Source organism: Phyllobacterium lublinensis, from assembly GCF_020164435.1.
GTDB lineage: Bacteria > Pseudomonadota > Alphaproteobacteria > Rhizobiales > Rhizobiaceae > Phyllobacterium > Phyllobacterium lublinensis.
In genome coordinates this window covers 93,380-119,655 of the sequence record NZ_JAIUDQ010000011.1, presented here as the reverse complement: position 1 = coordinate 119,655, position 26,276 = coordinate 93,380, and the positions used below count along the sequence as shown (strand labels likewise).

Annotated in this window: 24 protein-coding genes; 12 read left to right on the top strand and 12 right to left on the bottom strand. The window is 58.5% G+C overall.

Annotated elements, in window-relative coordinates:
• Positions 1-25: 25 nt before the first annotated feature.
• Genes K9U38_RS14740 through K9U38_RS14725 form a run of 4 tightly spaced genes read left to right on the top strand, consistent with a single transcriptional unit; the run spans position 26 to position 3,499 of the window.
• Entirely contained in the window at positions 26-847 is an 822-nt protein-coding gene (locus K9U38_RS14740; protein ID WP_224495093.1) for an ABC transporter permease, read from the top strand.
• Entirely contained in the window at positions 847-1,656 is an 810-nt protein-coding gene (locus tag K9U38_RS14735) for an ABC transporter permease (protein ID WP_224495092.1), read from the top strand. Before K9U38_RS14740 ends, K9U38_RS14735 begins: the two co-directional genes overlap by 1 nt.
• Before the next feature lie 4 nt (positions 1,657-1,660).
• Positions 1,661-2,707, top strand: coding sequence for a LacI family DNA-binding transcriptional regulator (locus K9U38_RS14730; protein WP_224495091.1), 1,047 nt, complete (start codon positions 1,661-1,663; stop codon positions 2,705-2,707).
• Positions 2,708-2,728: 21 nt separating this feature from the next.
• Positions 2,729-3,499, top strand: coding sequence for a phosphodiesterase (locus tag K9U38_RS14725; protein ID WP_224495090.1), 771 nt, complete (start codon positions 2,729-2,731; stop codon positions 3,497-3,499).
• Between the two features lie 23 nt (positions 3,500-3,522).
• On the opposite strand, the gene K9U38_RS14720 is transcribed toward K9U38_RS14725, so the two are convergent.
• Positions 3,523-3,972: a helix-turn-helix transcriptional regulator gene (locus K9U38_RS14720; RefSeq protein ID WP_224495089.1), complete on the bottom strand. Its 450-nt coding sequence runs from the start codon at positions 3,970-3,972 to the stop codon at positions 3,523-3,525.
• Positions 3,973-4,354: 382 nt separating this feature from the next.
• Between K9U38_RS14720 and K9U38_RS14715 the strand changes: the two genes are divergently transcribed.
• From K9U38_RS14715 to K9U38_RS14695, 5 genes are all read left to right on the top strand, one after another.
• Positions 4,355-5,056, top strand: a complete 702-nt coding sequence (locus tag K9U38_RS14715; protein ID WP_224495138.1) for a L,D-transpeptidase — start codon at positions 4,355-4,357, stop codon at positions 5,054-5,056.
• Positions 5,057-5,187: 131 nt separating this feature from the next.
• Positions 5,188-6,396 carry an RHE_PE00001 family protein gene (locus K9U38_RS14710; RefSeq protein ID WP_370631948.1) on the top strand — a complete coding sequence of 403 codons (1,209 nt, stop codon included), beginning with the start codon at positions 5,188-5,190 and terminating at the stop codon, positions 6,394-6,396.
• A gap of 210 nt (positions 6,397-6,606) precedes the next feature.
• Positions 6,607-7,518, top strand: a complete 912-nt coding sequence (exbB, locus tag K9U38_RS14705) for a tonB-system energizer ExbB (RefSeq protein ID WP_224495088.1) — start codon at positions 6,607-6,609, stop codon at positions 7,516-7,518.
• A gap of 9 nt (positions 7,519-7,527) precedes the next feature.
• Positions 7,528-7,998, top strand: coding sequence for a TonB system transport protein ExbD (exbD, locus tag K9U38_RS14700; protein ID WP_224495087.1), 471 nt, complete (start codon positions 7,528-7,530; stop codon positions 7,996-7,998).
• Positions 7,998-8,891, top strand: a complete 894-nt coding sequence (locus K9U38_RS14695) for a TonB family protein (RefSeq protein ID WP_224495086.1) — start codon at positions 7,998-8,000, stop codon at positions 8,889-8,891. Before exbD ends, K9U38_RS14695 begins: the two co-directional genes overlap by 1 nt.
• Before the next feature lie 10 nt (positions 8,892-8,901).
• On the opposite strand, the gene K9U38_RS14690 is transcribed toward K9U38_RS14695, so the two are convergent.
• The 8 genes from K9U38_RS14690 to K9U38_RS14660 form a co-directional block, all read right to left on the bottom strand.
• Positions 8,902-9,654 (bottom strand): hypothetical protein, encoded by a 753-nt coding sequence (locus tag K9U38_RS14690; RefSeq protein ID WP_224495085.1) that lies wholly within the window; start codon positions 9,652-9,654, stop codon positions 8,902-8,904.
• A 277-nt stretch (positions 9,655-9,931) separates the two neighbouring features.
• Positions 9,932-11,056, bottom strand: coding sequence for an alpha/beta hydrolase (locus K9U38_RS14685; protein WP_224495084.1), 1,125 nt, complete (start codon positions 11,054-11,056; stop codon positions 9,932-9,934).
• Positions 11,057-11,165: 109 nt separating this feature from the next.
• Positions 11,166-11,672 carry a hypothetical protein gene (locus tag K9U38_RS14680; RefSeq protein ID WP_224495083.1) on the bottom strand — a complete coding sequence of 169 codons (507 nt, stop codon included), beginning with the start codon at positions 11,670-11,672 and terminating at the stop codon, positions 11,166-11,168.
• Between the two features lie 41 nt (positions 11,673-11,713).
• Positions 11,714-11,839 (bottom strand): hypothetical protein, encoded by a 126-nt coding sequence (locus K9U38_RS22040; RefSeq protein ID WP_255607277.1) that lies wholly within the window; start codon positions 11,837-11,839, stop codon positions 11,714-11,716.
• A gap of 15 nt (positions 11,840-11,854) precedes the next feature.
• On the bottom strand, positions 11,855-13,003 hold the full coding sequence (locus K9U38_RS14675; RefSeq protein ID WP_224495082.1) for a helix-turn-helix domain-containing protein: 1,149 nt from the start codon (positions 13,001-13,003) through the stop codon (positions 11,855-11,857).
• A 281-nt stretch (positions 13,004-13,284) separates the two neighbouring features.
• Positions 13,285-14,310, bottom strand: a complete 1,026-nt coding sequence (locus K9U38_RS14670) for an AI-2E family transporter (RefSeq protein WP_224495081.1) — start codon at positions 14,308-14,310, stop codon at positions 13,285-13,287.
• Positions 14,311-14,454: 144 nt separating this feature from the next.
• On the bottom strand, positions 14,455-14,946 hold the full coding sequence (locus K9U38_RS14665) for a DUF1269 domain-containing protein (protein ID WP_224495080.1): 492 nt from the start codon (positions 14,944-14,946) through the stop codon (positions 14,455-14,457).
• A 153-nt stretch (positions 14,947-15,099) separates the two neighbouring features.
• A complete protein-coding gene (locus K9U38_RS14660; protein WP_224495079.1) occupies positions 15,100-16,764 on the bottom strand; it encodes an alpha/beta hydrolase in 1,665 nt (554 codons plus the stop codon).
• A gap of 219 nt (positions 16,765-16,983) precedes the next feature.
• Between K9U38_RS14660 and K9U38_RS14655 the strand changes: the two genes are divergently transcribed.
• Positions 16,984-17,298, top strand: a complete 315-nt coding sequence (locus K9U38_RS14655; RefSeq protein ID WP_224495078.1) for a hypothetical protein — start codon at positions 16,984-16,986, stop codon at positions 17,296-17,298.
• 20 nt (positions 17,299-17,318) lie between these two features.
• On the opposite strand, the gene gltS is transcribed toward K9U38_RS14655, so the two are convergent.
• Genes gltS through K9U38_RS14640 form a run of 3 tightly spaced genes read right to left on the bottom strand, consistent with a single transcriptional unit; the run spans position 17,319 to position 22,735 of the window.
• On the bottom strand, positions 17,319-18,521 hold the full coding sequence (gene gltS / locus K9U38_RS14650; protein WP_224495077.1) for a sodium/glutamate symporter: 1,203 nt from the start codon (positions 18,519-18,521) through the stop codon (positions 17,319-17,321).
• Between the two features lie 24 nt (positions 18,522-18,545).
• On the bottom strand, positions 18,546-21,626 hold the full coding sequence (locus K9U38_RS14645) for an efflux RND transporter permease subunit (RefSeq protein ID WP_224495076.1): 3,081 nt from the start codon (positions 21,624-21,626) through the stop codon (positions 18,546-18,548).
• Positions 21,623-22,735 (bottom strand): efflux RND transporter periplasmic adaptor subunit, encoded by a 1,113-nt coding sequence (locus tag K9U38_RS14640; RefSeq protein WP_370631947.1) that lies wholly within the window; start codon positions 22,733-22,735, stop codon positions 21,623-21,625. The genes K9U38_RS14645 and K9U38_RS14640 overlap by 4 nt, the downstream gene beginning before the upstream one ends.
• A 689-nt stretch (positions 22,736-23,424) precedes the next feature.
• Here K9U38_RS14640 and K9U38_RS14635 point away from each other — a divergent pair.
• Positions 23,425-24,975, top strand: coding sequence for an AbgT family transporter (locus K9U38_RS14635; RefSeq protein WP_224495075.1), 1,551 nt, complete (start codon positions 23,425-23,427; stop codon positions 24,973-24,975).
• A 50-nt stretch (positions 24,976-25,025) separates the two neighbouring features.
• Positions 25,026-26,228 (top strand): M20/M25/M40 family metallo-hydrolase, encoded by a 1,203-nt coding sequence (locus tag K9U38_RS14630; RefSeq protein ID WP_370631946.1) that lies wholly within the window; start codon positions 25,026-25,028, stop codon positions 26,226-26,228.
• The last annotated feature ends 48 nt before the right edge of the window (positions 26,229-26,276 follow it).

Genomic DNA, 26,276 nt, shown 5'->3' with positions numbered 1-26,276 from the left:
GCCCTCCCCTCCCCCGGGTCTCACAATGCAGAAACGCCTTATTGCCATCGCACTCGTCCTGCCGGCACTGATCATGATCGTGCTGTTCTTCATCGTGCCGCTTTTCGCCTCTGTCGTGGGAGCGTTCGACGTTGGAGGTGTGCTAGGCCTCGGCAATTTCACCAAATCGTTCGAGCTTTATTCGGGCGACATGATATTCACGGTCGTGATCGTGACGGTTTCGACCGCACTTATCGGCCTGTTGTCCATAGCGATCGGCGGATACCTCACCCTCGGCGAGAATCCCCGCGCGGTGGCTATATTGCGCTGGCTCTATCGCTGGCCCATGTTCATCCCCTTCATTGTCGTCGGCCAGGTCATGCGAACATTCCTTGCCAAGAATGGGCTGATGAACAACATACTCGTCAGTCTCGGCCTCCTGACTCCACTGCAGACAATCGGGTTTCTCGACTGGCGCGGCATTGTCATTGCCTTTGTCTGGAAGCAGACCCCCTTCGTCACATTGCTGGTTGCGGGCGCAATGGCTTCGCTTGACCGCAGCACGATCGAGGCCGCGCGCAACCTTGGCGCCTCGCGGCTGCGCATCCTGATTGAGATCGTACTGCCACAGATTGCGACAACGCTCATGGTGGGCCTGATCCTGTCCTTTGTGACCATGATGTCCGTCCTGTCGGTGCCGCTCATGATCAACGCACAATCTCCGACCATGCTGACCGCCGATATCGCATTTCGCATCAATGCCCACGGTGATTATGGCGTGGCCAATGCGCTCGGTCTGATCTCGCTGATATTAACGGCTGGGGCCGCTCTGATATATCTGCGTCACTCGGTGAAGGAGCGCTCGTGATGGCTCGCGTCGATCTCTGGTGGTTGCCGCGTGCGTTGATACTCGGCCTGCTTGCGTTCATCATCTTCGGGCCGCTGACCAATCTCGTTCTTTGGACCGTGGCGGAGAAATGGTACTTTCCGCATATGCTGCCCCTGGAATATGGCTTCAGCTTCTGGCAGCGGGTGTTCGCCCCGCGAGGCAATGCCATGGGATCATTGCTGACCAGCATTACCATCGCGATCCTTACCGTCATTGCCTCATTGGCCCTGGCGATCCCGGCCGGTTATGCGCTCTCGCGGCTTAAACTTCCATTCCGCGGGTTGATCCTTCTGGCGTTCCTCATCCCGCAGGCATTTCCGAACCTGCCGGTCTATGTGAACATAGCCCGGTTCTTCTATCAGATTGGGCTTAACGGAACGATTGCAGGCGTGGTGATGGTTCACGTGACCCACGGTCTGGTCTATGCGGTGTGGATCGCGACCGCGGCGTTCTCAGCCGTGGATACTGATCTTGAGGAAGCGGCGCGTTCCATTGGTGCCGGCCCGTTTCGTGCATTTCGGGATGTGACGCTGCCGCTCGCGGCCCCTGGACTGATGGCGAGCGCCATCTTTGTGTTTCTGGAGTCGCTTGACGAGTTTACCGGGACCTATTTTGTCGGCGCTCCCGATGTGACCACCCTGCCGCTGTTGCTTTACACCGCAGGGTCTGGCGGCAATTATCAGATCGCTTCAATCACTGCGCTGCTGTTGCTCGTTCCCTCGATAGGCTTCATGCTCGTCGTGGAGCGATTCTTGCGCGCCGATGTTCTTTCCAAAGTTGGGCATTAGATAAATGGGATCCGACGACAAGACGTCATCGAAAGACGACAAGCAGTATGTAAGCGCGCTGCAGGTCGCAAAGTATGCGGGCGTATCGCGTTCGGCTGTCTCGCGCGCATTTACACCGGGTGCTAGCGTCTCGGCGAAAAAGCGTGAGAAGATCATGGAGGCCGCGGAAGTGCTCGGCTACCAGGTCAACGATCTTGCGCGCGGGTTGCTTGCACGCAAGAGCCGTCTGGTCGGACTCGTTGTCACGAATCCCGAACTGGGGTACCGCTCGCACCTGGTGGCCGCCCTCACCAAGGCATTGATCCAGCGCGGAAGCGTTCCCATCGTCATCAATACCGGGCGGACAGACGATGAACTGGTTGCGGCGCAGAAGACACTGTTCGGTTATCGAGCCGAGGCAACGATCATTCTGTCCGGATCGCCGCCCTCCTCCTTTGTGGAACTCGCACGCCGCAACGGCCAACCGCTGATCGTGCTGGGCCGTTCCGAGACCGGCGCAGACGACGTCAATATCGACAATGAAGGCGCTGGACGCGAAGCGGCGCGACTTTTTCTTGCGAGTGGATGCAAGAAGCTCGGATTTGCGGGGGCGTTTTCCCGCACGCCGACCACCGTGGAGCGAGAATATGGCTTTCAGCATGAGGCGAGCCTCCAGGGGGCTGCCGTCAAAATCGGAAATGGCCGCAATTCAAACTATGCAGGCGGGCAGGAAGCGGCACAGCAGCTTTTTTCGGGTGCGGACCAGCCCGATGCGGTGTTCTGCGTGAACGATCTCGTTGCATTTGGCCTGATCGACCATGTGAGGCGGTACACCAGCCTGAAAGTACCGGAGGACCTGTCGGTAATCGGATTTGACGATATCCCCGAAGCGGCCTGGGATGCCTACAATCTGACGACGTTCAGGCAAGATGCAACGATCATGGCGGCGCACGCGGTGGCGTTGCTTGATCAGCGCGAGGCGGAGCCAGACCATCCGCCCGTGCATGAGCGCCTGAGCACGCGTTTGATCGAGCGTGGCAGCGCGCGGACCCGCAGGATCATTCCCTCCTGAAACAATCCTCGAGACAGTTACATGAAAATCATCCAGGTCACCGATCTGCATCTCGTAACGCCCGGCGAATGGCTGTGCGGCCTTGATCCCTTGGCGCGGCTTCAAGCCTGTATTGCAGATATCAACCAACATCACAGCGACGCTGCACTGGTCATTTTTACAGGCGACCTCAGCGAAACCGGCGATGAAATGACATATCGTGCGCTGGCCAAGGAAGTGGCGGCGCTCGTGCCGCCGTTTCGCCTGATGCTCGGCAATCACGATGATCGTCTTGCCTTTCGCCAGGTATTCGGGGGCGATGGCGATGACGGCTTCGTCCATGGGGTAGAGGATACGCCGGAGGGCCGGTTGATCATGCTCGACACGCTGCTTCCGGGGCGGCCGGAAGGGCAGCTGGACGATGGCCGCTTGCATTGGTTGCAGCAGCGACTGGATGAAGCCCGCGATCGTCCTGTGTTCCTGTTCTCGCACCACCCGCCCTTTCCCATCCACATGCCGCTACTCGATAGAATGGGCATCATCGAGGCTGATGCACTTCACGCGCTGTTGAAGCACCATGGCAATGTGCGGCATATTTTTGCCGGGCATGCGCATCGGCCAATCGCCGGCAGCTGGCGTGGCATTCCGGTCAGCGTTCTGCGCGGAACCAATCATCAGTCGGCACTGGATTTCTCACCGGACAGGATCGCCGTAACGCATGAGCCACCAGCCTATGCGGTGATATTCATTGATCGAGACACCGTCATTGCCCACTTTCATGACTTCCTCGATCGTTCAGCCACCTATCGCTAGATATCAAACAATGATCGTTGCGGTCACTGGCCGCGGTTGATCGCCCGGATGTGATCCGATGGCGTGCGCGAATAGATCTTGCGGAAGAGTTTGCTGAAGCGGCCGGGGTTGGAAAAGTGGAACTTCGCCGCCAGATGCCGCACGGATGTGACCTGTTCGTCGCGGATCATGGCATGCGCTGCAGCAATGCGCAGGTTAGCCAGCATTTGCACCGGAGTGGCATCATAGTGTTTCCGGAAGAGCCGCTGGAGGGCACGGATGTTAATTCCGGTATGGGCGGTGATATCCGCGATGGTGATGGGATTGTAAATATTCGCGCGGATGTACTGTTCGGCAGCCTGCAATTGGTGTTGCGCTGCGCGCGTCACCTTCCTGGACGGCGGCCGCGCATATCGGTTATCAGTTTGAACGGCATCTTTAGACAACGCCGGATCTGACAGGGTGCTGTGGTCGGTGTGGAGCTTTTCTGACATTGACTGATCCTGTTTGGCTCTCAAACGGGGATGGGTACAATCGGACGTAGCAACACGAAATAATAAAACGCTAGATTGTATAGACCATGATTGCGGTTCTGAAAATTCGACCTTAGACGAATTCGTTGAGTGGGCAGTGTTGACAGCTGTCAACTTCGCTCTGGCGACAGTTGACCAAGCAGGGCAAGCAGATGTCGATTCAGGTTGCTAGGGGCAGGCAGTTGACAGCTGTCAACCGCAGGACATTGGATCGCTAGGTAAACCGCTATCTGCCAGGTTCATATTTTGTAAACCACAATTCCATACAGTCCGAGCAATTGCCATTTTGTAAGCGAGTACCAAATTGTTCAAGCGTAAACGGGCAGTCCCACATCAATTGCAGATGCCTCAAATATCCCGCCGCCAGCTTATCCTCGGTGCTGGATCCGTGGCGGTGCTAGGCGCTTCAGGTTGCACGCAGACAACCTTGGAGCTGCCGGAGATGAACATCGACCCGATGCCGACCAGTGGCATTCGCCCACAGATCAGCATCGATAAATCCGTGACTGTGCCGGATGTGATGTATGCGGCGGTCCAGGAAGGTCCGTACGCACTGCCTGCAGTTCCGTATGAAAAAATTCCGGCGCAGTTCCGTCGTCAGATTGTTGTCGATCCAACAGGAGAGCAGCCGGGGACCATCGTCGTGCGTTTGCAGGAGCGGTATCTCTATCTCGTGCAGCCCGGTGGCGATGCCATTCGGTACGGTGTGGGCATAGGCAAAGCGGGCTTCCTCTGGAACGGCCGGGCCAATATCCAGTACAAGAAGGAGTGGCCGCGCTGGACGCCGCCCCGTGAAATGATCCAGCGCAAGCCGGAGCTTGCCAAGTTTGAAAACGGCATGGAGCCGGGCCCGCAGAATCCGCTCGGCGCCCGCGCGCTCTATATTTTCAAGGATGGCGTTGATACGGGGTACCGAATTCATGGTTCGCCAGAATGGTGGTCCATCGGACAGTCCATGTCGTCCGGCTGCGTACGCCTGATCAACCAGGATATTATCGATCTTTATAATCGCGTGCCTGGAAGGGCGACGGTTGTGGTTGGCTAACTCCGAAAAAGCGTCTATTAATGATCTGACTTCCACACCTATGATTCACTTACGAAGAGTTCGGGCAAAACCGTTGCACCGGGCAGTGGAAGTTAAATCCCATATATCTTCCGCTTCATCAATCGTTTACCATGTTTTCAATGGTTTATGATTCTCATGATTTATCCCTCAAGCTTCTGCTTCAGCCCTTGGTTGCGGCAGAAGATGCGCTGGCCCGACTTGATGACCGGCTGGGACGAAAGAGCGATTTTGCGGAGACAGATGCCCGCCGGTCGCGAGAGGGGCTTTTGCGTGAAAATGACGGGTGGCTCGCGCGTGCCCACTTCATGGAAGCATGCAATGCCTTGTGGCTGGCGGGCGAGCTCGTGCATGTGGAGGATCTGGTCCTGCACGATGCCCGTATGGATATTCGAACCCCCACGCACGAATTGACGCGGGCTCACGCCATCCTGAGAAGCCGGCGTCAGATCGCCGGAAACCCGCCTGCGTGGGCGCTCAGTCCAAAGGGCCTTGCCAGTTTGCGAGGGCGCGGACTTTTGGAAACTGCGGTCGTACCGCTTGAACGCGCCCCTGAGACCAAGGCCATGACACCCCCTGACGGCGAGGCCCGATCGCAGGCGGAAGCCGATTTTGAAGATGAGTTAGCCAGGCTCGACGCTTTACTTGATCGTTCGACCTTTCTGCTTGGGCAGCCGGCGGCAGCAGCATACGACAGGAAGGGGAGGGGGGACACAGAGCGGGTTTCCACCGCCGCGACGCCCGATGGCGATCCGCTGGTTTACGATCCGCAATGGGATGAAGAGGCGCGGATGGAGCAATGGCTCGCGATCCATGACCGCGCGCGCGACCTACCGCCGCTCCTTGCAGCGGCAGTCGTCTGGGACGCATGGGAAGATATAGAGCCACTGCAACATCAACACTGGCTCGGCCCTATGCTTGTCGCCGCGTTGCTAAGGGAACGCGGCAAAACCAAAGCGCATCTTGCCGCTCTGAACGCGGGATTGCGCACCATCCCGCGGGACCGCAGGAGGGCACGCGATCGCACCACTCGCCTGGTCGCCTTCCTGGAAGCTGTACAGGTGTCGAGCACGACCAACCTGAAGGAAGTCGAACGCCTCGCGCTGGCGCGGATGCAGATGGAGAGGAAGCTGAAGGATCGCCGGTCCACCTCGAGTTTGCCGGGCATGATCGAGCTCGTTCTGTCGCGCCCCATGGTATCGACAACACTCATTTCAAAGGAGTTGAAGGTCACGCAGCGTGGGGCCCTCAATCTCATCGCGGAACTGGGTATCCGCGAAATGACGGGCAGGGGACGTTATCGTGCCTGGGGCATTGTCTAGGTTCCACGCATTGATAATGGGTGTGCCGGCGGGTTAAAAAATAGTTGATTGTTTTACTCATAAATACTAAGCCGCTCTCGAACGAAGATGCGCCGCGCATGCGGAACCTGGTTTCAATTGGAACTATCCAGGTCTCCCGCGGTGAACCTATTGAAGGATTGCGGAGCGATGCGAGCAAGGCCGAACAGGCATTCGACAGCCGGCAGGACCATGGCACATTTGAGGGTAGGGGCACTTGGTTGCCTGCTGCTCGCCTGCATGGCGCCCTATTCGGTCGCGCAAGGCCAGGAACAGGCACCTGCTGCGCAGTCGGAAATTGCCCCGCAGCCGACACCGCAACCTGAACTCGAGGCCGCCCCAACAACAGCCGTGACACCTGCGCAGACTGGTCAGGTCGCCGCAGGAAATTTGCCGCATAACCTTTCGCCATGGGGCATGTTCTTGGCGGCGGATTGGGTGGTCAAAGGCGTCATGATTGGTCTCGCCTTCGCCTCGCTCGTTACCTGGACGGTCTGGCTTGCAAAGACGCTTGAATTGGCCGGTGCAAGGTTGCGTGCGTACCGCGCGTTGCGGGCCATAGGCAATGCCCGCACACTTGCCGATGCCGAAAGCGCGCTTGACGGGAAGGGGGGCCCCGGTGTGATGCTTGTCCAAGCCGCCCGCGAAGAGGTGCGCCTGTCCCTTGATGTGCAAGGTCACGCCAGTGCGGATGGTCTGAAAGAGCGCGTTTCTTCGCGGCTTGCGCGCATCGAGGCACAGGCGGGTCGCCGCATGAGCCGGGGCACAGGTGTGCTGGCAACCATCGGATCGACCGCACCCTTTGTTGGTCTCTTTGGTACCGTATGGGGTATCATGAACTCCTTCATCGGTATCTCGCAATCACAGACGACCAACCTTGCCATCGTTGCGCCCGGGATCGCCGAGGCCTTGCTCGCGACCGCACTCGGCCTTGTGGCCGCAATTCCGGCAGTGGTGATCTACAACGTATTCGCCCGGTCGATCACCGGCTACAGACAGTTGCTCGCCGATGCGTCGGCTGGTGTCGAACGGCTGGTCAGCCGCGACGTGGATTTCGCTTCGGTCCCAAAAACACAGACGCGGCGCGCTGCGGCAGCAGAGTAGGGGCCTGTCATGGCTGGTGGCATCAAGCACAATATCTCGGACGATGACCTGCAGGAAAACCATGAGATCAACGTGACGCCGTTCATCGATGTCATGCTGGTACTGCTCATCATTTTCATGGTGGCCGCGCCGTTGGCTACAGTCGATATCAATGTCGATTTGCCCGCTTCGACAGCAACACCGACCCCGCGTCCGGACCAACCGGTCTGGCTCACGCTGAAGGAAGATCGTTCGATTGCCATTGGCAATGACATCCTGACGCCCGAAACGCTTGGCGGCTTTCTGGATCAACGAACCCAGGCCAACAAGGAAACGCGTATTTTCCTGCGCGCGGACAAGGCGGTCGACTACGGCTCGCTCATGGATCTCATGAATGGCTTGCGGGACAACGGGTATCTCAAGATTGCCTTGGTCGGGCTTGAAAGCGCACCCGCAGTACAGGGCGCTCCTGCAGCGGCACCTGCCGGAAATCCGCAGTAATGCACGCGCGGATAACGCCACCAAAGCGCGGGTTCCTCAGTCCTGACTGGCGCGAGATCGGTCTTTGGTCCGGCGCGGGCCTCATCGTAATTTGCCTTCATGCTGGGGGGGGCTGGTATATCCAGAACCATCAGGCGAGTGAGCCCGCCGGCGAGATTGCTGCTGCGATCATGATCGACATGGAGCCGCTTCCTGCGCCGGTGATGGCGCAACCGGTCATTGAAGAGGCACCGATCGAACCGGAGGAAGTTGCCCCCGAGCCCGTGGAGCAGGAGGCGGCAGCGCCTGAACCCGTACAGGAAATACAGCCGGAGCCGGAAGAGCTGACCCAGCCGGTTGAAGAAATCACCCAGGACCAACCGGAACCCGACATTGCCGAAGCGGTAGCGCCCGCACCCGAAGAGGCCGCGCCCCTGGATGAGCCGACAGAGGAAGTGGTCGAACTGCCGAATGTCGAAGTGCCGTTGCCCGCGATGCGACCGGAAGCCCGCAATCCCGACGCTCCGAAAAAGCCTGTCGAGAAAGCTGAGCGCAGGCCGGAGAGGCCGACTGGTACGGTGAGGGACGAGACGCCGCGCGAGGTAACGCAGCGCCCGGCGGCATCGAGTGCGGCGACGGCGAGACAGGCTGCTAAATGGCAATCGAGAGTTGAGGCCTATCTGGCGCGCCGTGCAAAACGGGCACGAACCAGCGGTGAGGGTACGGTTAGCGTACGATTTGTCGTAACGCGTCAGGGCGACATTGTGTCTGCCAGCGTCGTCGGCAGTTCTGGCTCGCCGCAGCTCGATCAAAGCGTACTGGACACAGTTCGGCGTGCTTCACCGGTTCCCTCCGCGCCAGACGAGGTCACGGTTTCGCGGCAAAGCTTTACGGTGCCCTTCCGCATTCAGTAGGTGGCAAGCTTCATCGTGGGCTGCCGGAGGTGAGTTGCACGAGAAGGTGGGTTACAATGGCATCGCGCTTGGCAATGCCGGTCGGTTTGCCTTCAGCGTCCAGTGCAACCAGAGTTCGCCTCGTCGTCTCATCCATTTTGGTCAACGCGTCGGCGTTGGTTGCGTCCGCTGCAATAGCCGCATTGGTAAACCCGGGTATCTGCAGAAGCTTGCTCGCATCGGCAAAGTCGATGGCCTCCCGGAAGCGTTGTTCGGCCTCCGACGCATTGTTCTGGCTTGTGAGGAAATTTAGGACGGCCCGTCCGTCAGCGGCGGCTGCGAATTTCCCCGCCGCATCCGTCACGACGAGGGTCAGCTCCGGATCGAAGCTCGACAATGCCTGCAAGTAGCTGACGATTGCGGACGGCACGTAATAGCCCGGCCGGCCAAGCTGCAGGGTAAGGGCAATGGGCTTGCCGGGTGTAATGGTGCGGGTGAAGCTTTCGATCGCCGACAACCCACCTTTTTCCACCATCTGGAAGTCTTCCACGATGGCGGTCAGCGGCAATGTCCTGACTTCTGCATTGGCGGCCTCGCGAAATTTCAGTCCGACGCCACCGGCTGAGAACTCGCTTATTGCGCCCGAAGCTATGCCCCATACGCCGAGCGGCAGGAGCAGCAAGGCTATGAAGGTTGTGCTTTCGCCGATCTGGAAGCGCTTGAGAAGAAGCGCAAGCAGAATGGCGATCGGAATGCTGGCGATGGCGAACAATATGGCGTTCATCGGTTTTCCTCGAAGTGAGGGAAGACGTCCAATGCAGCACCTCCCGCCGCTGCGACAGCAAGCGGGCTATTGGTGGATCATGTATGCAAGTACGAGTTTCCAGGCCACCAGGGCCAGGACGATGGCAACGATGATAGCCGTAGCGCCACGCAACATAGTGACCTCCTGACGAACCTGCCCTGGCCTGCATCCAACCAAGCACGGATGTGAGAATACGTTTCTGCGCGACCGGTGGCAATGACCACTTATCGAGCGGCATCCATGAACAGGCATCTGGCTATCGACGCACGGCGCCTTCAAAAATACGGATGGGCGCGCTCAGGGCGACACCCGTCGCCGTCCCGATCGTCTGGCCGGCTTCGATAGCGGTTGCACCAAAATTGCCGGGTAAACCGGGGTCCGCGTCGGAAAGCGATTGACCCCGCAGCAGCCGCTCGCCGAAGAGGCGGACGACCTCGGGACTGGTGGCGAACTGGGCGTGGTTCAGACTGTCGCCATTGCGCAGCGCAGTGAGATCGTACACCGTAATTCCGGATGCCTCCTCGAGCTGGGCCTTGTAAGCAGCATTTGTAAGGTCGACAGCACCCACCCGTGTCATCTGACCCGATATCAGCCGGGAAAGCCGAAGCGCCCGATCATTCGCCGATACGAATATCGAAATATGCGGGCGATCCTGCCCGATATCGATGAGCTGTTTGCGGAAGACATCGATATCGAGATCCGGCGAGGCGAGAACGACGTCCGTAATCTTGGGTGAAATCCGCCGGTCCTGCATCGCCATGTCACGCAGTGCTTCCATCACGGGCCAGCTTCCCATCGAATGAGCCACGATCGTGATCTCGGACACATCCGGGCTCTTGACCGCCTGCTGGATGACGTAGCCCAATTCCGATCGTGAAAAATTGGTGCTTTCCCGATCGTAATTATAGTCAAGCAGGGCACCTCTCGATGGCCAGGTAAACAGGACGGGAGTCACCTCGGCCCGCGAATCGTGAACGATCTGCGCGAAACGAAAGACCGCGTCCTCGAAGCGGGTGTTGAACCCATGGACGAAAATCAGAACACGCCTGCCGCTCGTCGCATGCGATCGATACCAGGTTCGAATGTCGCCCACATTGATGGTGTCAACTGCCGTGGTCACAAAGCTTCGTTCTGGATCGCCCGGCAGGCGGCGCGGCCACTGGATCGTGCCCGGCCGGCGATTGGGCGGAATTGAGACGACGACGTTTGCGAGACTGAGATCGCTGCCGCGTTCCCCCGTAAAGAAGACCCCCCTCTCCGACGTGGGGGCGCGGGTCGTCGCGACCAGAAGATCGACTTTCGCCGTATTGGATGGCGGAGGGGTCACGGGCGACAGGACGCCACGGGCCGGAGACGCACATGACGCTACACCACTCGCCATGAGTCCCAGTATGATAGTCCGCAGTATCAAGACGCTTCGACTGAACACAGGGTGTAAATATCCAATTCGCCACCACGACCAATGCCACAGTGAGCGATCGTACGGAAGCTCAAAGCGGACTTAATTGAAAGAACCCCAAGATCGTACCTACGGCAATGCCGACGAGTGGGGCTATGATTCCTCCCAGCTTTGCCCTTCTGAGCGCGCGGGCCTGCCGCTCGCTTACCCTCCGGTTCGTCCGGTACCGTTCCCGGAAAACCTCGAGGTAACGGCGAGAGAAGGTGGGGCGGTCGTTTCCGCTGTCGGCGGCAAGGAGCCAAAATTCGGCGTCACGACCAGGCAGGTCGATGTCCCCTACTTCCAGGGCTCGGAAGCACTGCCAGGACGACCACACGAGAATCAGTGTCAGCGATGCAAGCTCCCATCCGACGGTTGTCGAGAATTCGCCGGCTGCCAGCGACGTGACAGTACCGGTCGCCGTGGCAAGGGCTATAACGGAAAACAGTCGGAGAAGGCCTAGAGCCTGGTTGTTGCTTGAATAGATGAGGGCAACGATGGCGTTCTGCCGAAATCTCGTATCCTCAATGGCCAGCTTCCAGTCATCATCATCAAACATTGGAATCAACACCCTCCAGCAACCAAGGACGTCGGCGGGCGCTAGTACAACAGCCAACCAAGCCCCATCGCAACGACAACGCCGATCAGCAACAATACCGTGAACGTGAAGGGGCCAACATTCACGCCGAGTTTTCTCAGTCGCTCGTTCACGTCGTCATCGCGCATCATTGAACACCCGGATCAGCCGTGCAGCTTGCGCAGGAGCAAGCCAAGCCGTTCCTCGGGGGCAACCGCTGTAAGCTCGCTAGCGGATCTTTGCGGAACACTGCTCTTGCGGCCAGCTCTGACTTCGCTTGGGGTGTAGCCGAACTCCCTCTTGAAGGCTCGGCTGAATTCTGCGCCATCGCTAAAGCAACGCTGCTCGGCAATCTCGATAATACGGCGTTTGTCGTTCGGATCCGCCAATGCTGCGTGTGCATCGAGGAGGCGCTGGTGCTGCAGATAATGCATGACACCCCCGAACGGCTCGAACATCCGATAAAGGCCTGTACGTGAAATCGCGAGATCGCGACACAGGGCCTTGGCGTCGAATGTCGGATCGAACAATTTCGAGCGCACGATCCCTCGGGCCTTTTCAAGCAGAACGCGAGCGATGGGTGCCTGCGCCTCCTCGATACTGTCGCGGGATGGCAATATGCATGCTCGGATCATCGCCTGCGTGGCGCTCACGACTTCGGGGAGGTTCGATGCCTCCACAGATGGCAACCGCTTGGCCAATCCGATAAAGTAATCGGACAGCAGCCTGCCCATCGCCGTATCAATCGTGGAAAACTCCGAAGCGCTGAGGATATGGGCAGCCTCCGGGCAGAAGTCACGCGGAACAAACAGCATGAGCATTTCGCTGTCTGTTACGTGTCCTTCGAACCACCGGCCAAGCGAATGGACCTGAATTATGCCGGTTCCGCCCTCAAAGCTTCCCGCCGGACCGTCTGTGCTGATGGTTCCGTCGAGCGGAAGGGTCAGAGTCCAGTGGTCAAGCGCCTGCCTGCGCGTATGCCCGGGTACACTGGCAAATTCCAGCGCGCTCGTCCTGATCCGGGAGAACGCCAGATTGCCAAGATCCCAGACGACTTGCTTTCCCTCAAAGCCACTTGACCGGTCTTTCCTCTCGCTGAACTCGAGCATTGACGAGAAGCTGTTGCGCCACGAGTCATACTGATGCTCGAGCGGTACGCCCCGGGTGTCAAACTTGAAGGCAGGTACGGATGTGCTGCAAGATGGCGGCGTTGCTTTTGATGGAGGGCCGGCGGCAGCGTTCGCCGCGGCTGCCTGGGCGAGGTTCTGATCGAGTGGCGCATTCGATGTCAAGTTATGATCATGAGCGTTCATGATTTCACCATTCGTCGTAACCGAACGACGTGTAGACGGGTGGAATTTCCTCTGTGCTAGAGCTGGACTTGTTGCTTCGATCCATTTTTGCTTGGGGAAGTGCAGTCATTGCTACTCCAATAAGTCACCGAAGTGGAAATCGCGCAGTTACAGCTGCAGGTTCTGTATAGTATGACACAACGAAGGCTGCCTGTTCAGTACGTAACAGTTACGAAACGCTTTGCACAACTTGTGGACTCTCTGCCTGGAACCGCTTGAATTCAGTTGGAAGCTTTGCCGGATTAGTCGGGAGCCTTCGCAGACAGCAAAACGGCTATCCATTTTGCTCTTGGCGATTTCTCACAATAGATGATGAATGCGATGAGTATGGGAACGCCAAGGAATGCTCCCGGCACGCCCCACATGAAGCTCCAGAAGAACACCGAAAAGATGACGGCGAACGGCGAGATCGCCAACGATGTCCCGATCAGCAATGGTTCAAGGTAGCTCCCGATCAGGAATTGGATCAGGTTCAGTCCGGCGAAGACGGCAAGGGCCATCTGCCAGGAATCAAACTGGCCTATGGCGAAAAGCGTCGGAAGGACAGTTGCAACGAACGGCCCGAGGAATGGTATGTAGTTGAGAGTGAAGGCGATTGCGCCCCAGGCTGCGGCCAGCTCGAGGCCGGCGATATATGCAAAGGCCCACACGATCAGGCCGGTCAGGATGCTGGCGAACGTCCGTACAAGCATGAACCGGCGCAATTTCCTCGATATGTCGCTGTTTGCATGAAGCATGTTCATACCATGCGGCTGCAGGGCGGCTGAGCGAAGGCGCCTGTTGAAATCCTCGATCTCCAGGAGACCGAGCATGACGAAAACAAAGACCAGCAGCGCAAATCCTGCGAAACTATTGAGACGCCCGGCCAGTCCCTGAGTGAAGCCGACCAGCCATGTCACGTCAAAACGATCGGCGAGGGGGCCCGCAATTGCAATCCCGTGTTCCTCGAGCCAATCGGTCCAGTGCACATAGACATCCTGGAATTTGCGCGCATTCACGAATAGCCACTGACCAAGTCTGCTCAGGCCCCAGGCCACCGAGGATCCAACGGCCATGATGATGACGATCGTGGCCGAGAGTGTCACGAGCAGCGCAAGCAGCTGGGGCATCCAGCGCTGCAACCTGACCTGGAGCGGCGCAACGAGTGCAATGATGAACAAGGCGAAGACGAGCGGGACGAAGATTGTCTGGCCCAGGCGGAGCAGCGCGAGAACGAGGATGCCGGTTGCAAGGTAGCCAATCATCGGTTTTGCATCGTGAACAGCCATGCCTTGGTCATCCGCCCCTTACTCCAAACCGGTATGTCGTGCCATCGCCCTTGCAATCGGCATCGCCGACGATGCGGCTTCGGCAGTGCTCCGCCGACCACCCCGATGATCATCGGGATGGTCGAGGCTGCTGTACCCAAGGCGTCACGATGTGTGCTTTTGCAGAGCTTCGCGCAGCACCTGCTCCTTGGTTTCGTCCAGTGACGTCTTGAGCACGACACCACCGTAACCGGAGATATCCTTCAGCACCTTGTCGGCTGTCATCGACTGCACAAGCACGAACAATGCTGCGTTTCCAGGTTGGATATTGGCGGCGAGCTCCTTCATGAAGTTGTCGTTGATGCCGACATCCATCAAGGCCCCGCCAAGGGCCCCCGACGCGGCCCCCACCGCGGCACCGATCAGCGGATTGAGAAAGAGCACGCCAATCAAGAGACCCCAAAAACTGCCGGATACCGCGCCGGCTGCCGTCGTGCTCACCATCTGGTTGAGCTTGATTTTGCCGGCGTCCGTCTTGGTTGCGATCACGGCATCTCCGAGCGTGATCAGATATTCTTTCTGGAGTTCGACGAGGCGATGGCGCACCTCTTCGGCTTTTGCTTCCGTGGGGTATACGATCACAATAAGATCAGACATGTTGCCTCCAGTTCTTCATGGGTGGTGATTAACGGCGGGACGGGCTGGAAAAACTATATCTTGCCCAGCGCGTCCAAGAGATTAGCAGTGAATCCCACAGCCATGCATCGCGTTTCTTTTTCTTCCGAAACCCAACGCATGCTCTGCGCATGGTCAATCGCTCGGCGGTGGATTATCGTCGCTCCGCGACTGTTGGATGAAAAATGCCTTCAGCCGGTCAACATCACCCTGCTGGAGGCCCTGCGGATCGGTAACTGCCATCCAGCCATCGATATAGTGTTCGGGCGCATACACGTGGCCGTATCCCATTGGCGATGTCGTTGCGATCGCCATATCGAAAAGCAGCTGCAGCATCGTCACCCCGGGTATCCAGCGCAGGCTCGGCGACACGTCCGGACCGCGCGGGACCTTCATCCATTCCGGTTCCCGGTAGAGCGCATGAAAATCAAAGAACGTCACGGGATCGCTTGCATATTGGAGGTAGACAATGCGAAGCGGCCCCCAGACCGCACCGGGTAGGTCCAGCGCATTGTTCTGGTTGGTAAACCGTATGATGGAACCGTCGCGAAACTGTGGGAGCCATGCTGGCGAACCAGGATTTCGGCCGACAGTCACGGAGTTCCAGATGCGGCTCTGGAAGGGTGGCCCACTCCACAGGGCGCCCTGGAACGGGTCGCCGATGATATCGTAGAGGTGAGCCGACAGTTCAGAATTCATCGCGCCAAGACTCAACCCGTACAGATACAGCTTGGGCCGGCTGTCACGCGGTAACGTAGTCCAGTGGCGATATACTTCGCGAAAGAGTGCCTGGCCTGCTTCCGAGCCATAGCCCGGTTCGACAAGCAGGGACAGCCAACTGCTGAGATAGGAATATTGCATGGCGACGCTGGCAATGTCGCCATGGTGCAGGTACTCGACTGTATCGATGCCCTCGGGATCAACCCATCCGGTTCCCGTCGGCACGATAACGATCAGGGCCGATCGATCAAACCCGCCGTCGCGTTTCAATTCTTCAAGGGCAAGATGCGCTCGCTCCTCCACGGTTTCGGCAGAATTCAGCCCGACATAGACGCGAATGGGATCAAGCGCCCTGGTGTTGAAAAAACTGCCGATCTGCGCGCCGGTAGGTCCGGTTGCAATGAAGGCACGCCCCTGCCGTCCGAGGTCCTGCCAGTCGAGGAGTGAACCTGGGCCACCGGGTCTGAGTGGGTCTGACGGGCGGGGTGAACCATCATCGATCCTGGCATCGAGTTCGCGAAAGGATGTATCGACCATCCGCAGGACGACCTTGAACAGGACACCCTGGGCTACCGACCAGAAAAGTGCAACCGCGAGAACACCGCCAATGACCTTGGATACGCGGCGCGGCACGAGGCGGTTCAACCAGCGCGAAAACAGACGGAATGTGTGCCTGAAGAGGCGGGCAAGCATGATGACAACCAGAAAAACGACAAGCGCGATCACTGCAAGTTCGATCGGCTCGACGCTTTCGACCGGCCCGAGCCCCATCAGGCTGCGCACGGTGTTCTGCCATTCGGCTGCCTTCCAAAGGAAGATGCCTGCTATTGCGATGCACAGGATGACCGCGACCCATTTGGCGCCTCTCTGGATGCGCCGGGAAGGCGCGGGAATTTCCAGATAGCGCCATAGCCATACCATCGCCACGCCCACGCCATAGCCGAGCGCCGCACAAAATCCGGACAATGCGCCCTGCACGAGATAGGAGCGCGGCATGAGGCTGGGCGTGAGGGATGCGGCAAAGAAAAGTATGCCGACAAGGAGACCAATGGCGGAAAACGATTTTGCGAGGACTGACATGTAAGCTTTCAAACCCGCTTCCCCCGGACCGACGGTGTTGACCTGCTATGCCGTTGAATAGTGAAGTCAATTTGAATGGGTGTCACGCGGATATTAACCATCCAATAGTTCATCGCACGGATCCTTTGGCAATTGCGTTGCTTTTCACCTAGTGTGGTCTCACAGTTGGTTGGGCGACAAGCACCGCCAACATGGTTTAAATGGACCTTGGAGTTTATCTTGCTTAAATCGGTATGGGTCTTTCTTGTTGTTGCGAGCAGCCTCCTCCTCACTCCCGTGGCGCTGCCAAGCGCAGCGAGCGCTGCCAGCGTTACCATCAACATCGGTTCAAGCGTCAGCAGTGGCAGGGGAATCTCCTGTTCGGAAGGCGAAAGACGGCTTCGCAATCGAGGCTTCCGCGATATCCGTCGCATCGATTGCCGTAGCCGCTTCTTTGTCTACCGAGCCTGGCGCGGCGGCACCCGGTTCGAGATTGCGATCAGGCAAAGGGACGGCCGCATCGTTGACATGCGCCGCATCAGCAGGAGGCGATAGCCTGGGTGTGACCTGCCCGCTCAATTGACGAGAAAACCGATCGCGAAGGCATTCGCGATGTCGATGAAGAATGCCGAAACAAGCGGCAGGATGATGAAAGCCAGCGGCGCTGCGCCGTGGACCTTCGTAATGGCTGTCATGTTGGCGATGGCTGTCGGCGTTGCCCCAAGGCTTATGCCGCTGAATCCCCCGGCAATCACCGCAGCGTCGTAATTCCGCCCCATGAGCGGGAACACAACGAAAAGTATATAGGCGATTGCGGCAACGGTCTGGAGCGCCAGGACAAGCAGAAGAGATGGCCCCAGCCCGCCAAGCGTCCAGAGCTGCATGCTCATCAGCGACATTGCCAGGAAAATGCTCAGCGACAGGTCGGAGACAAGCGCCAGTGCGGACGTGCGGGTCGGCCAGAACATGTTCGGCATGATCCGCGGAATGACATTGGTCATGACAATCGCCGTCAGCAGACAGGCAACGAAGAGGGGCAGGCGAAACCCCAGGTCGGCTAGCAGCTCGTCGACCGTGTAGCCTACGAGGACCGCGACATTGAGGACCAGGATCGTGCGCAGCAGAGTGATGTGATTGAGATCCTCTTCGACCGCCTGATCGTCCGGCATTCCTATGGATGGAGCAGCCTCAGGCCCCTTGAGCTGGTAGCGTGCGATCAGGAGACCTGCGACCGGACCACCGACAAGGCTCGCAATGACCAGACCGAGCGTCGCTGCCGCCACGCCAATTTCCATGGCATTGGTAAGGCCGAACCGGTCGGCAAGTATCGGTGCCCAGGCAATCGTCGTACCGTGGCCACCGATCAGCGATGCGGAACCGAGGAGCGCGGTAATACCTTCGGGCAATCCAAGGGCGGCGGTGCTGCCGGCGGCAATGAGATTCTGGATGACGAGAAAGACCAGGGTCAGCGAAAGCAGGATGACAAGGGGTTTGCCGCCAGCGATGAGGTCAGCCAGGCGTGCGTTGAGGCCAATCCCGGTAAAGAAATACAGGAGCAGCAGGTCCCGTGCGGCGAGGTCGAATGAGATCGCAATTCCCAGAACACGATAGGCAAGTAACGTAGCAAGGGCTGCGAGCAGACCCCCGGTGACGGCTTCCGGGATATTCCACCGGCGCAATGCGGCAATCTTGCCGTTCAGCCCTGCGCCGATAAAGAAAACGACAATCGCAATGGTCAGACTGACAAAACCTGGGAACTCGATATTTGTGACTGGCAATCGAACCTCGTCTTGCGCTTCAGCCTAGGCCGGGTTGTGTGAAACGGGCTGTACGGTGGCGCTTTTGGTATTCGGTTCCTTGACTCGAAATGAGGCCACGTACAGGGCAGGCAGGAAGATCAGGGTCAGAACAGTTGCCACCAGCAATCCACCCATGATTGCAATCGCCATTGGTCCCCAGAATATGGTCCAGGCGATCGGAATCATGCCGAGAACCGTGGAGATGGCTGTCAGCATGATGGGGCGGAAGCGCGATACCGTGGCGTCTATGACCGCATTCCACACATCTGTCCCCTTTGCCCGCTCGGTCTCGATCTGCTCTATCAGGATAACGGCATTCTTTGCGATCAATCCGAGCAGGGACAGAATCCCCAGAATTGCCACAAATCCCAAAGGCCTGTTGAAGATGAACAGCGAGCCCACGACACCGATCAACCCCATAGGCACAACACTCAAAACGAGAAACAGTCGGCTGAAACTCCTCAACTGGATCATGAGAATTGTGATCATCAGGAACAGCATGACCGGAACCACGGCGATGACCGAAGCCTGTGATTTGGCGCTTTCCTCAACCGTACCACCCGGAACGATACGATAGGAGCCGGTCAGGCCGGCATTCAACTTCTCGATCTCCGGTTCCATTTCCTGGACGAGTGCTTCCGGCGACGAACCGGCGCTGACATCTGCCTGAACGGTGAGTGTAGGCATCCGGTCACGTCGCCAGATCACTGGGAATTCCTGATCGACTTCGAAAGTGGCGAACTGGCTCAGCGGAACGGTGCGGCCATTGGGAAGTGGGAACTGCAGTGTGCGCAGATTGTCGAGCGAGACGCGCTGCTCATCGGTCGAGCGGACGACGACATCGATCAGATAGATTTCATCGCGCACCTGGGTGACAGCGGTCCCGGACACCACGGTGTTGAGTGCAGTGGCCAAGGCCTGAGAACTGAGGCCCAGCAGGCGCGCCTGGTCCTGGTCAATATGAACGCGGATCGTCCGCGCGGGTTCTATCCAGTCGAAATTGATGCGCTTGAGTTGCGAGTTTCCGCCCATCACCTGGGCCAGGCGCTGGGCGATTTCCCGCACCTCGTTCGGATCGGGACCACTCACACGATACTGCACCGGCCAACCCACTGGCGGTCCGAGTTCAAGCAGCGAGACACGCGAAATGGCGCTCGGCACCTTTTCCGCCAGTTCCTGTTCCAGCCGCTCGCGCAGCCGCTCGCGGCCGGGCACATCCTTCGCCACGACGACCGCCTGCGAGAAGAACTCGTTGGGCAATTCAACATTGAGCGGAAGATAGAAACGAATGGCGCCGCGCCCGACATTGGTGCTCCAGTGGGCGACGTCCGGATCATCCTTCAGAAGGGCGTCCAACACGTCGGAAGCCTTCTGGCTGGCCTCGATCGACGCGTTCTGCGGCAACCTGATGTCGACAAGCAGTTCCGGGCGATCCGACGACGGGAAAAATTGTCGCGGCACGAGTGGAAGAGCCAGCAGTGAAAGAACGAAACAGGCGAGCGTCACGCCGATGGTCAGCCAGCGCATGCGCAAGGCACCCACGAGCAGGCGGCGGAAGAAACCGAGTATGACGGATGGTTTGCCGGGTCCGGAGTTATCCGGTTTCTTGAGTAGGGCGACGCCGAGGAGTGGCGAGAAGATCACGGCGCCGAGCCAGGAGACAACCAGGGCAATGCTGACGACCGCGAAGATCGAGAAGGTATATTCACCAGCCGAACTTCTCGCGAATCCGATTGGAACGAAACCCGTTGCGGTGACGAGCGTGCCCGTCAGCATGGCCGCGGCCAGCGTCCGGAAGGTGAAGCTCGCGGCTTCTTCCTTTTCATCGCCAACTGCCAGACGCGTCGTCATGGAATCGACGGTCGTCATGGCATCATCCACGAGCAGGCTTAGTGCAATAATCAAGGCACCGAGCGATACGCGTTGCAGGTCGATTCCTGCGATCTGCATGATCGCAAAGACCATCGCGAGCGAGAGCGGAATGGCCAGGGCGACGACGGTGCCGGCACGGATGCCGAGGCTGATAAAGCTCACTGCCATGATGATGAGAATTGCCTGCCAGAGCGACGTCGTGAAATCACCGATTGCGTCATCGACAACCTGCGGCTGATTGGCCACGAGAATGGTATCGATGCCAATTGGCATATCCCCGGAGATCTCGTTCATGGCGGCGGTAATGTTGCGACCAAGTGCCAGAATATCGCCGCCTTCGCGCATTGAAACCGCCAGTCCCATGGCAGGCTTGCCGTTGACACGGAACATTGGTAGCGGCGGATCTGCATAGGCACGGTGGATGTTGGCAATGTCCTGCAGCCGGATGAGTTGTCCATTCGCAACGAAATTGAGATCCCGCAGGTCCTGCTCGGAATCAAAGGCTCCGCTGACGCGCAGTGTCAGTCTCTCGTCCGAAGTGCGCAGGATACCAGACGGGCTGACCACATTCTGTGCCTGTAGCGCCGCGATTACCGCCGCCCTGTCTATGCCAAGGCCGGCCAGTTGCTCGGTGGAGAACTCGATGAAGATTCGTTCCGGCTGGGCGCCAAGCACATCGATCTTGGAAACATCCGGCACATGCAGCAGGCGCGACCGGGCATCGTCGACGTAATCGGCCAGTTCGCGCTGGGTGAAACCATCCGCCGTGAAACCGTAGATGATGCCGAACGTATCGCCGAAATCATCATCGAAGCCTGGTCCGACAATGCCGGAGGGCAGCGTAGGGCGAATGTCGCCGATGCTCTTGCGTACCTGATACCAGACATCCGGCACTTCCGCCGATGTGGTCGCATCTTTCAAGTTGACGAAGATGGTGGTCACGCCCGCATTGGTAAAACTGCGCAGGAAGTCGACTTCCGGTATTTCCTGAAGCTTGCGTTCCAGTCGCTCGGTGACCTGTTTCAGCGTGTCATCAAGCGTCGCACCGGGCCAGGCGGCCCTGACGACCATGGTTTTAATCGTGAACGCCGGATCCTCGTTGCGCCCGAGATTGATGAAGGCGGCAACACCGGCCACTACGACCGCGATCATTGCATAGATGACGAGTGAGCGGCTTTTCAATGCCCATGCTGACAGATTGAAGCCGTTCATTGGGTCGATCCGAGCAAGCGGACTTCCTGGCCATCGTGCAGGGCCTGAACACCGGCAGTCACGACGACCTCACCGGGGTTGAGGCCCTGGGAAATTATGACCGTGGCCGGGTCGAAGCGCAGGATCTCGACATTGCGCGTTGTAACGGTTTTCTTGTCCTGATCCACGATCCACACTGCGGGTTGCTGGTTGAACTTGGTCAGCGCTGAGGCGGGCAATGCTATCTCCGGCGATGAAGCCATCGTCACGCGGCCCGTGACCGTCGATCCGAGCCGCATGGCCGCCGGTGTATCGGTCAGGCCGACGCGCACGCGGAACGTGCGTGTTGTCGGATCCGCCTGGGGTGCGATTTCCCTGACCCGGCCCGTCGCCTTAACCGTTGGATCATCGGTCAGGGCAACGTCTATGATGGCGGTTTCCGGGGCCTGTCGCAGTAGCTGTGCGGGGACATCGAATACGGCGTCGCGACCGTCCTGCCGGGCAACCTGCAGGACCATTTGACCTGCTTGAACAACCTCACCCGGCTCCGCGCCGACGGCGGTGACTGCGCCTGCGGCATCGGCATGCAGTTCTGTGAAACCTACGCGATCTTCGGCGTTGTCCAGCTGGGCTTGCGAGCTGTCAACCTGTGATTGGGCCGCACGCACTGCCTGTTGGGCGGCGTCGAATTGCGCGCGGGTCGTAAACCCCCTCTGCAAAAGGGCGTCCTGGCGTTCAAACGCGTTTTGGGTTTTGACCAGCTGGCCCTCTGCTGCGACCAGATTTGCCTGCGCCGTGCGCAGAGCACTGATCTCGTTCTGCGGATCGAGCCTGGCCAGGATTTGCCCTGGCTCAACCTGGTCGCCAACATTGACCAAACGTTCGATCACCCGCCCGCCAAGCCTAAATGCAAAGGACACCTGGTTTTCTGCCTCTATATGACCGGTAAGGCTGACGCTGTCGTCGAGCTTGCGCTGCTCAACCGTGACAGTTCGGACAGGGCGAACAACAGGAGCCGGTTCCTTGTCTGCCTCCCGGCAACCGGCAAGCATGACACCCGCCATCAGAAAGCCAAACAGCGCGCCCAGCGCGCGCACCCTTCGCATCGACCTGTTCACTGATACCAGCATTCTCATGCACTCCAGGAATCTATACCAAATGGGACAAAGCGTGTGTCTGAGGGGCATTTCGACTATAACGTCTGTCCAAGCTTTGTGATTGGTCAGAAATCCCAAATCGCTGCTTTGAATCCCAATTTCGGCGGCGAAGGGAGCGATGTGCGACACCATTTGTGTACTGGGACTTTCGCAACAGGTCTAATCCGAGAAAGGCCTTGGCTTTCGGACGTAACCCTCTGACCAGCGAGGATTTTTAAGCGTGCCGAAGAGCTGAGCCCGGTGACGTCGCCATGCCAAAATTACGGGCTCAAAGTCGGGAAATTTGAACTGAAAGCTTGGTTTTGGGATTCCCTGCCCATCACAGACAATTGGAGCGACACTATATTCAGAACAGTAGAATGCGGCACCTACCGCAGGCTGCACGACTGGTGACCTTCACGCAGGGGACGAAGGAGGTGCAACTGTTTTCATCGTTTGGCATGTCGCTGGCAAGCGCCATGACTGAAGGGAAGCCAGCATCGGACCTCGATGCGATCTTGGGCGGTACAGCAACCAAAGACTTCTTCAACCTTTTGGCGGAGCTTCCGCGACATCGATATTGGCTCACCGTCTTGGCCACCACAAATTGAGCACATCCACAAAACGCGCCATCTGCACCTCACCATTCAGGCCCAGCCGGTTGACTTAACGGGAGACATGAAATGACCACTGCCAGTACTGCGCCAAAGACCGTGATGCAAAGATTGCTGGATGGCGTCGAGAGGGTGGGAAACATGGTTCCCCATCCCGTCATCATTTTCCTGATCCTGATCGGCATCGTCATTCTTCTGTCGGCCATTCTGGGTGCCTTCGGGGCGGCGGTCAGCTTTGAGCGCATAAACCCCGACACGCACGAGATCGAAACCGCCTCGACGGAAATACGCAGCCTTCTGAACGTGGAAGGCATCCGCTTCCTTTATTCTTCGCTCATTCCGAACTTCATGAGTTTCACTGCAGTGGGGCTTATGATCGCCGCCATGATCGGTGCAGGTGTAGCCGAGGAGTCCGGCTTGGTCACGGCGCTGATAAGGAAACTCGTCATTGTGTCACCGCGTTGGGCGCTGACCTATATTCTCGCATTCGTCGGCATCCTTGCAAGTATTGCAGCAGATGCCGGTTACCTGGTCCTGATACCGCTTGCCGGCGTCGCCTATCTCGCAGTCGGACGGCATCCGCTCGCTGGTCTGGCGCTCGGTTTTGCGGCGGTGGCGGGGGCTTTCACCGTCAACATGCTGATCAAGCCACTCGATGCCGTGCTCGTTGAATTTACCAATGATGCGGCCCGGCTGGTCGATCCCGACCGGACGATCGGACTGGCGTCGAATGTCTGGTTCTCCATCGCATCTGTGATCTTCCTCACCTTCCTCATAGCATTCATCACCGATCGCATGATCTCGCCGCGACTGGGGGAATACAAACCGGAGGCATCGGCTGAAGGAGCTGTTCCAGATCAAGGAGCGGTTTTGTCGGAGCAGGAATCGCGCGGTCTGAGGTTTGCGCTCTACGGCCTCATAGGCCTGCTGGTGGTGTTCCTGCTGTTGACCCTCCCCAGTGGCGCGCCATTGCGAAATCCCGAGACCGGGGAACTGATCGGCAACTCGCCATTCATGAACGGGCTCATCGCGCTCATCATGCTCATGTTCCTGGTAACGGGGTGGGCGTATGGCATTGGCGCCGGCACCTTGCGGACACTGTCCGAGGTGATCGCCGCAATCGAGAAGTCCATCAAGAACATGGGGGGTACGATCTTCCTGTTTTTCGTCCTAAGCCAGTTCGTCGCCTACTTCACCTATACCAACATAGGCACGGTCATGGCGCTCAGCCTTTCCGGAGCGCTGCAGGCTGCAAATATTGGTGCCTTGCCGCTGCTGATCGGCTTCATCGTGGTGGTCGCAATCATCGACCTGTTGCTGACCGGCGCAATTGCCAAGTGGGCGATCTTCGCGCCCGTCTTCGTCCCGCTGTTGATGAAGCTCGGCGTCGAGCCGGAAGCCGTTCTTGCGGCCTACCGTGTTGGCGACTCGCCCATGAACGCAATAACTCCGCTCAATGCCTATTTTGCGCTCGTGGTCGGATTCGCCCAGAAATACGACAAGTCCGCGGGCGTCGGTACCATCGTGTCCCTGATGTTACCGTATGTTGTTTTGATATTCGTGCTGTGGACGGCGCTCTTTGCGGTCTGGAAGGCTCTCGGCTTGCCGTGGGGCCTGTAGCAGGAAGTGCGGACCTCAGCGATTGAAACTCGAATGATTGGATGGACATCATGAGCAACAACTCTATTCCCCTCGACGTCGCAGCGGCGGAGGATCATCTGATGCGGTTCCTCTCGGTCGAAGGCATAACCGGACAGGAAGCCAACATTGCAGCGGCCGTCAGCGATGCTCTGAAGAAGGTTGGCGTACCGGCGTCGGCCATACGTTTCGACGACGCCAACAAGCGTATTCCGTTGCCGACCGAGACAGGCAATCTGATTGTGGACCTGCCCGGGACGCGGCCGGGACCACGGCTCCTCTTTTCCACCCACCTCGATACCGTGCCGCTCTGTGCGGGTGCCAAGCCGCGTCGCGAGGGCGACCGCATTGTCTCTGACGGCACAACTGCGCTCGGCGGTGACGCCCGGACTGGGGTCGCGGTCCTCGTCGTGGTTGCCGAAACGCTTATCAAGAACAAACTGCCGCATCCGCCAATCACGCTCCTGTTCACCGTCCGCGAAGAAAGCGGTCTGCATGGTGCGCGTGAGCTCAACCCTGCCGATCTCGGCGGCGCGGTCATGTGCATCAATGTCGATGGCCAGATGGCATCGGACCTGATTATAGGTGCGGTTGGCCAGGAGAACTGGGAAGCAGAAATTACCGGCCGCGCATCACATGCAGGCGTCGCGCCTGAAAAGGGTATCTCGGCGACGATGGTCGGGGCCATGGCCCTTGCCGAAGCACGCCGGGCCGGCTGGTTCGGCAAGGTCGTCAAGTCAGACGGCCGCGGAACGAGCAATGTCGGCATCTTCGGTGGCAAGGACAACAAACCTGCAGGCGACGCAACCAATGTCGTAACCGACTACGCCTTCATCAAGGGAGAAGCGCGCAGTCCAGAATCAGCCTTCGCTACGAAGATCGCCAAGGGTTACGAGGAGGCCTTCACCAAAGCGCAGAGTGAAGTCACCGATGATACGGGTGACACGGCCGGGCTGAAATTCAGCCATGTTGCATCCTACCCACCGTTCGAACTGGGAAAGGACAGCCCCATCGTGAAACGCGCTGCCAGGGCGCTCGAGACACTCGGCATCAAGCCCGTCTTTGTATTCTCCAATGGTGGACTCGATGCAAACTGGCTTGACAAGCACGGTGTTCCCACCATCACCATCGGTTCCGGCCAGGCCGAGATCCACACCATCAAGGAGTATGTCAACCTGTCGGAGTTTGAAAAAGGCTGCCGCATCGGCGTGCTCATGGCGACACTCGATGACTGATGGTCTGGCGGGCCGTCCGCCAACAGGTGGTCAATCTCTGGGGTCTGC

Coding starts and splice junctions, on each gene's coding strand:
- K9U38_RS14740 (WP_224495093.1), top strand. CDS start 26: ATGCAGAAACGCCTTATTGCCATCGCACTCGTCCTGCCGGCACTGATC.
- K9U38_RS14735 (WP_224495092.1), top strand. CDS start 847: ATGGCTCGCGTCGATCTCTGGTGGTTGCCGCGTGCGTTGATACTCGGC.
- K9U38_RS14730 (WP_224495091.1), top strand. CDS start 1,661: ATGGGATCCGACGACAAGACGTCATCGAAAGACGACAAGCAGTATGTA.
- K9U38_RS14725 (WP_224495090.1), top strand. CDS start 2,729: ATGAAAATCATCCAGGTCACCGATCTGCATCTCGTAACGCCCGGCGAA.
- K9U38_RS14720 (WP_224495089.1), bottom strand. CDS start 3,972: ATGTCAGAAAAGCTCCACACCGACCACAGCACCCTGTCAGATCCGGCG.
- K9U38_RS14715 (WP_224495138.1), top strand. CDS start 4,355: ATGCCTCAAATATCCCGCCGCCAGCTTATCCTCGGTGCTGGATCCGTG.
- K9U38_RS14710 (WP_370631948.1), top strand. CDS start 5,188: ATGTTTTCAATGGTTTATGATTCTCATGATTTATCCCTCAAGCTTCTG.
- exbB (WP_224495088.1), top strand. CDS start 6,607: ATGGCACATTTGAGGGTAGGGGCACTTGGTTGCCTGCTGCTCGCCTGC.
- exbD (WP_224495087.1), top strand. CDS start 7,528: ATGGCTGGTGGCATCAAGCACAATATCTCGGACGATGACCTGCAGGAA.
- K9U38_RS14695 (WP_224495086.1), top strand. CDS start 7,998: ATGCACGCGCGGATAACGCCACCAAAGCGCGGGTTCCTCAGTCCTGAC.
- K9U38_RS14690 (WP_224495085.1), bottom strand. CDS start 9,654: ATGAACGCCATATTGTTCGCCATCGCCAGCATTCCGATCGCCATTCTG.
- K9U38_RS14685 (WP_224495084.1), bottom strand. CDS start 11,056: ATGGCGAGTGGTGTAGCGTCATGTGCGTCTCCGGCCCGTGGCGTCCTG.
- K9U38_RS14680 (WP_224495083.1), bottom strand. CDS start 11,672: ATGTTTGATGATGATGACTGGAAGCTGGCCATTGAGGATACGAGATTT.
- K9U38_RS22040 (WP_255607277.1), bottom strand. CDS start 11,839: ATGCGCGATGACGACGTGAACGAGCGACTGAGAAAACTCGGCGTGAAT.
- K9U38_RS14675 (WP_224495082.1), bottom strand. CDS start 13,003: ATGAACGCTCATGATCATAACTTGACATCGAATGCGCCACTCGATCAG.
- K9U38_RS14670 (WP_224495081.1), bottom strand. CDS start 14,310: ATGGCTGTTCACGATGCAAAACCGATGATTGGCTACCTTGCAACCGGC.
- K9U38_RS14665 (WP_224495080.1), bottom strand. CDS start 14,946: ATGTCTGATCTTATTGTGATCGTATACCCCACGGAAGCAAAAGCCGAA.
- K9U38_RS14660 (WP_224495079.1), bottom strand. CDS start 16,764: ATGTCAGTCCTCGCAAAATCGTTTTCCGCCATTGGTCTCCTTGTCGGC.
- K9U38_RS14645 (WP_224495076.1), bottom strand. CDS start 21,626: ATGAACGGCTTCAATCTGTCAGCATGGGCATTGAAAAGCCGCTCACTC.
- K9U38_RS14640 (WP_370631947.1), bottom strand. CDS start 22,735: ATGCTGGTATCAGTGAACAGGTCGATGCGAAGGGTGCGCGCGCTGGGC.
- K9U38_RS14635 (WP_224495075.1), top strand. CDS start 23,425: ATGACCACTGCCAGTACTGCGCCAAAGACCGTGATGCAAAGATTGCTG.
- K9U38_RS14630 (WP_370631946.1), top strand. CDS start 25,026: ATGAGCAACAACTCTATTCCCCTCGACGTCGCAGCGGCGGAGGATCAT.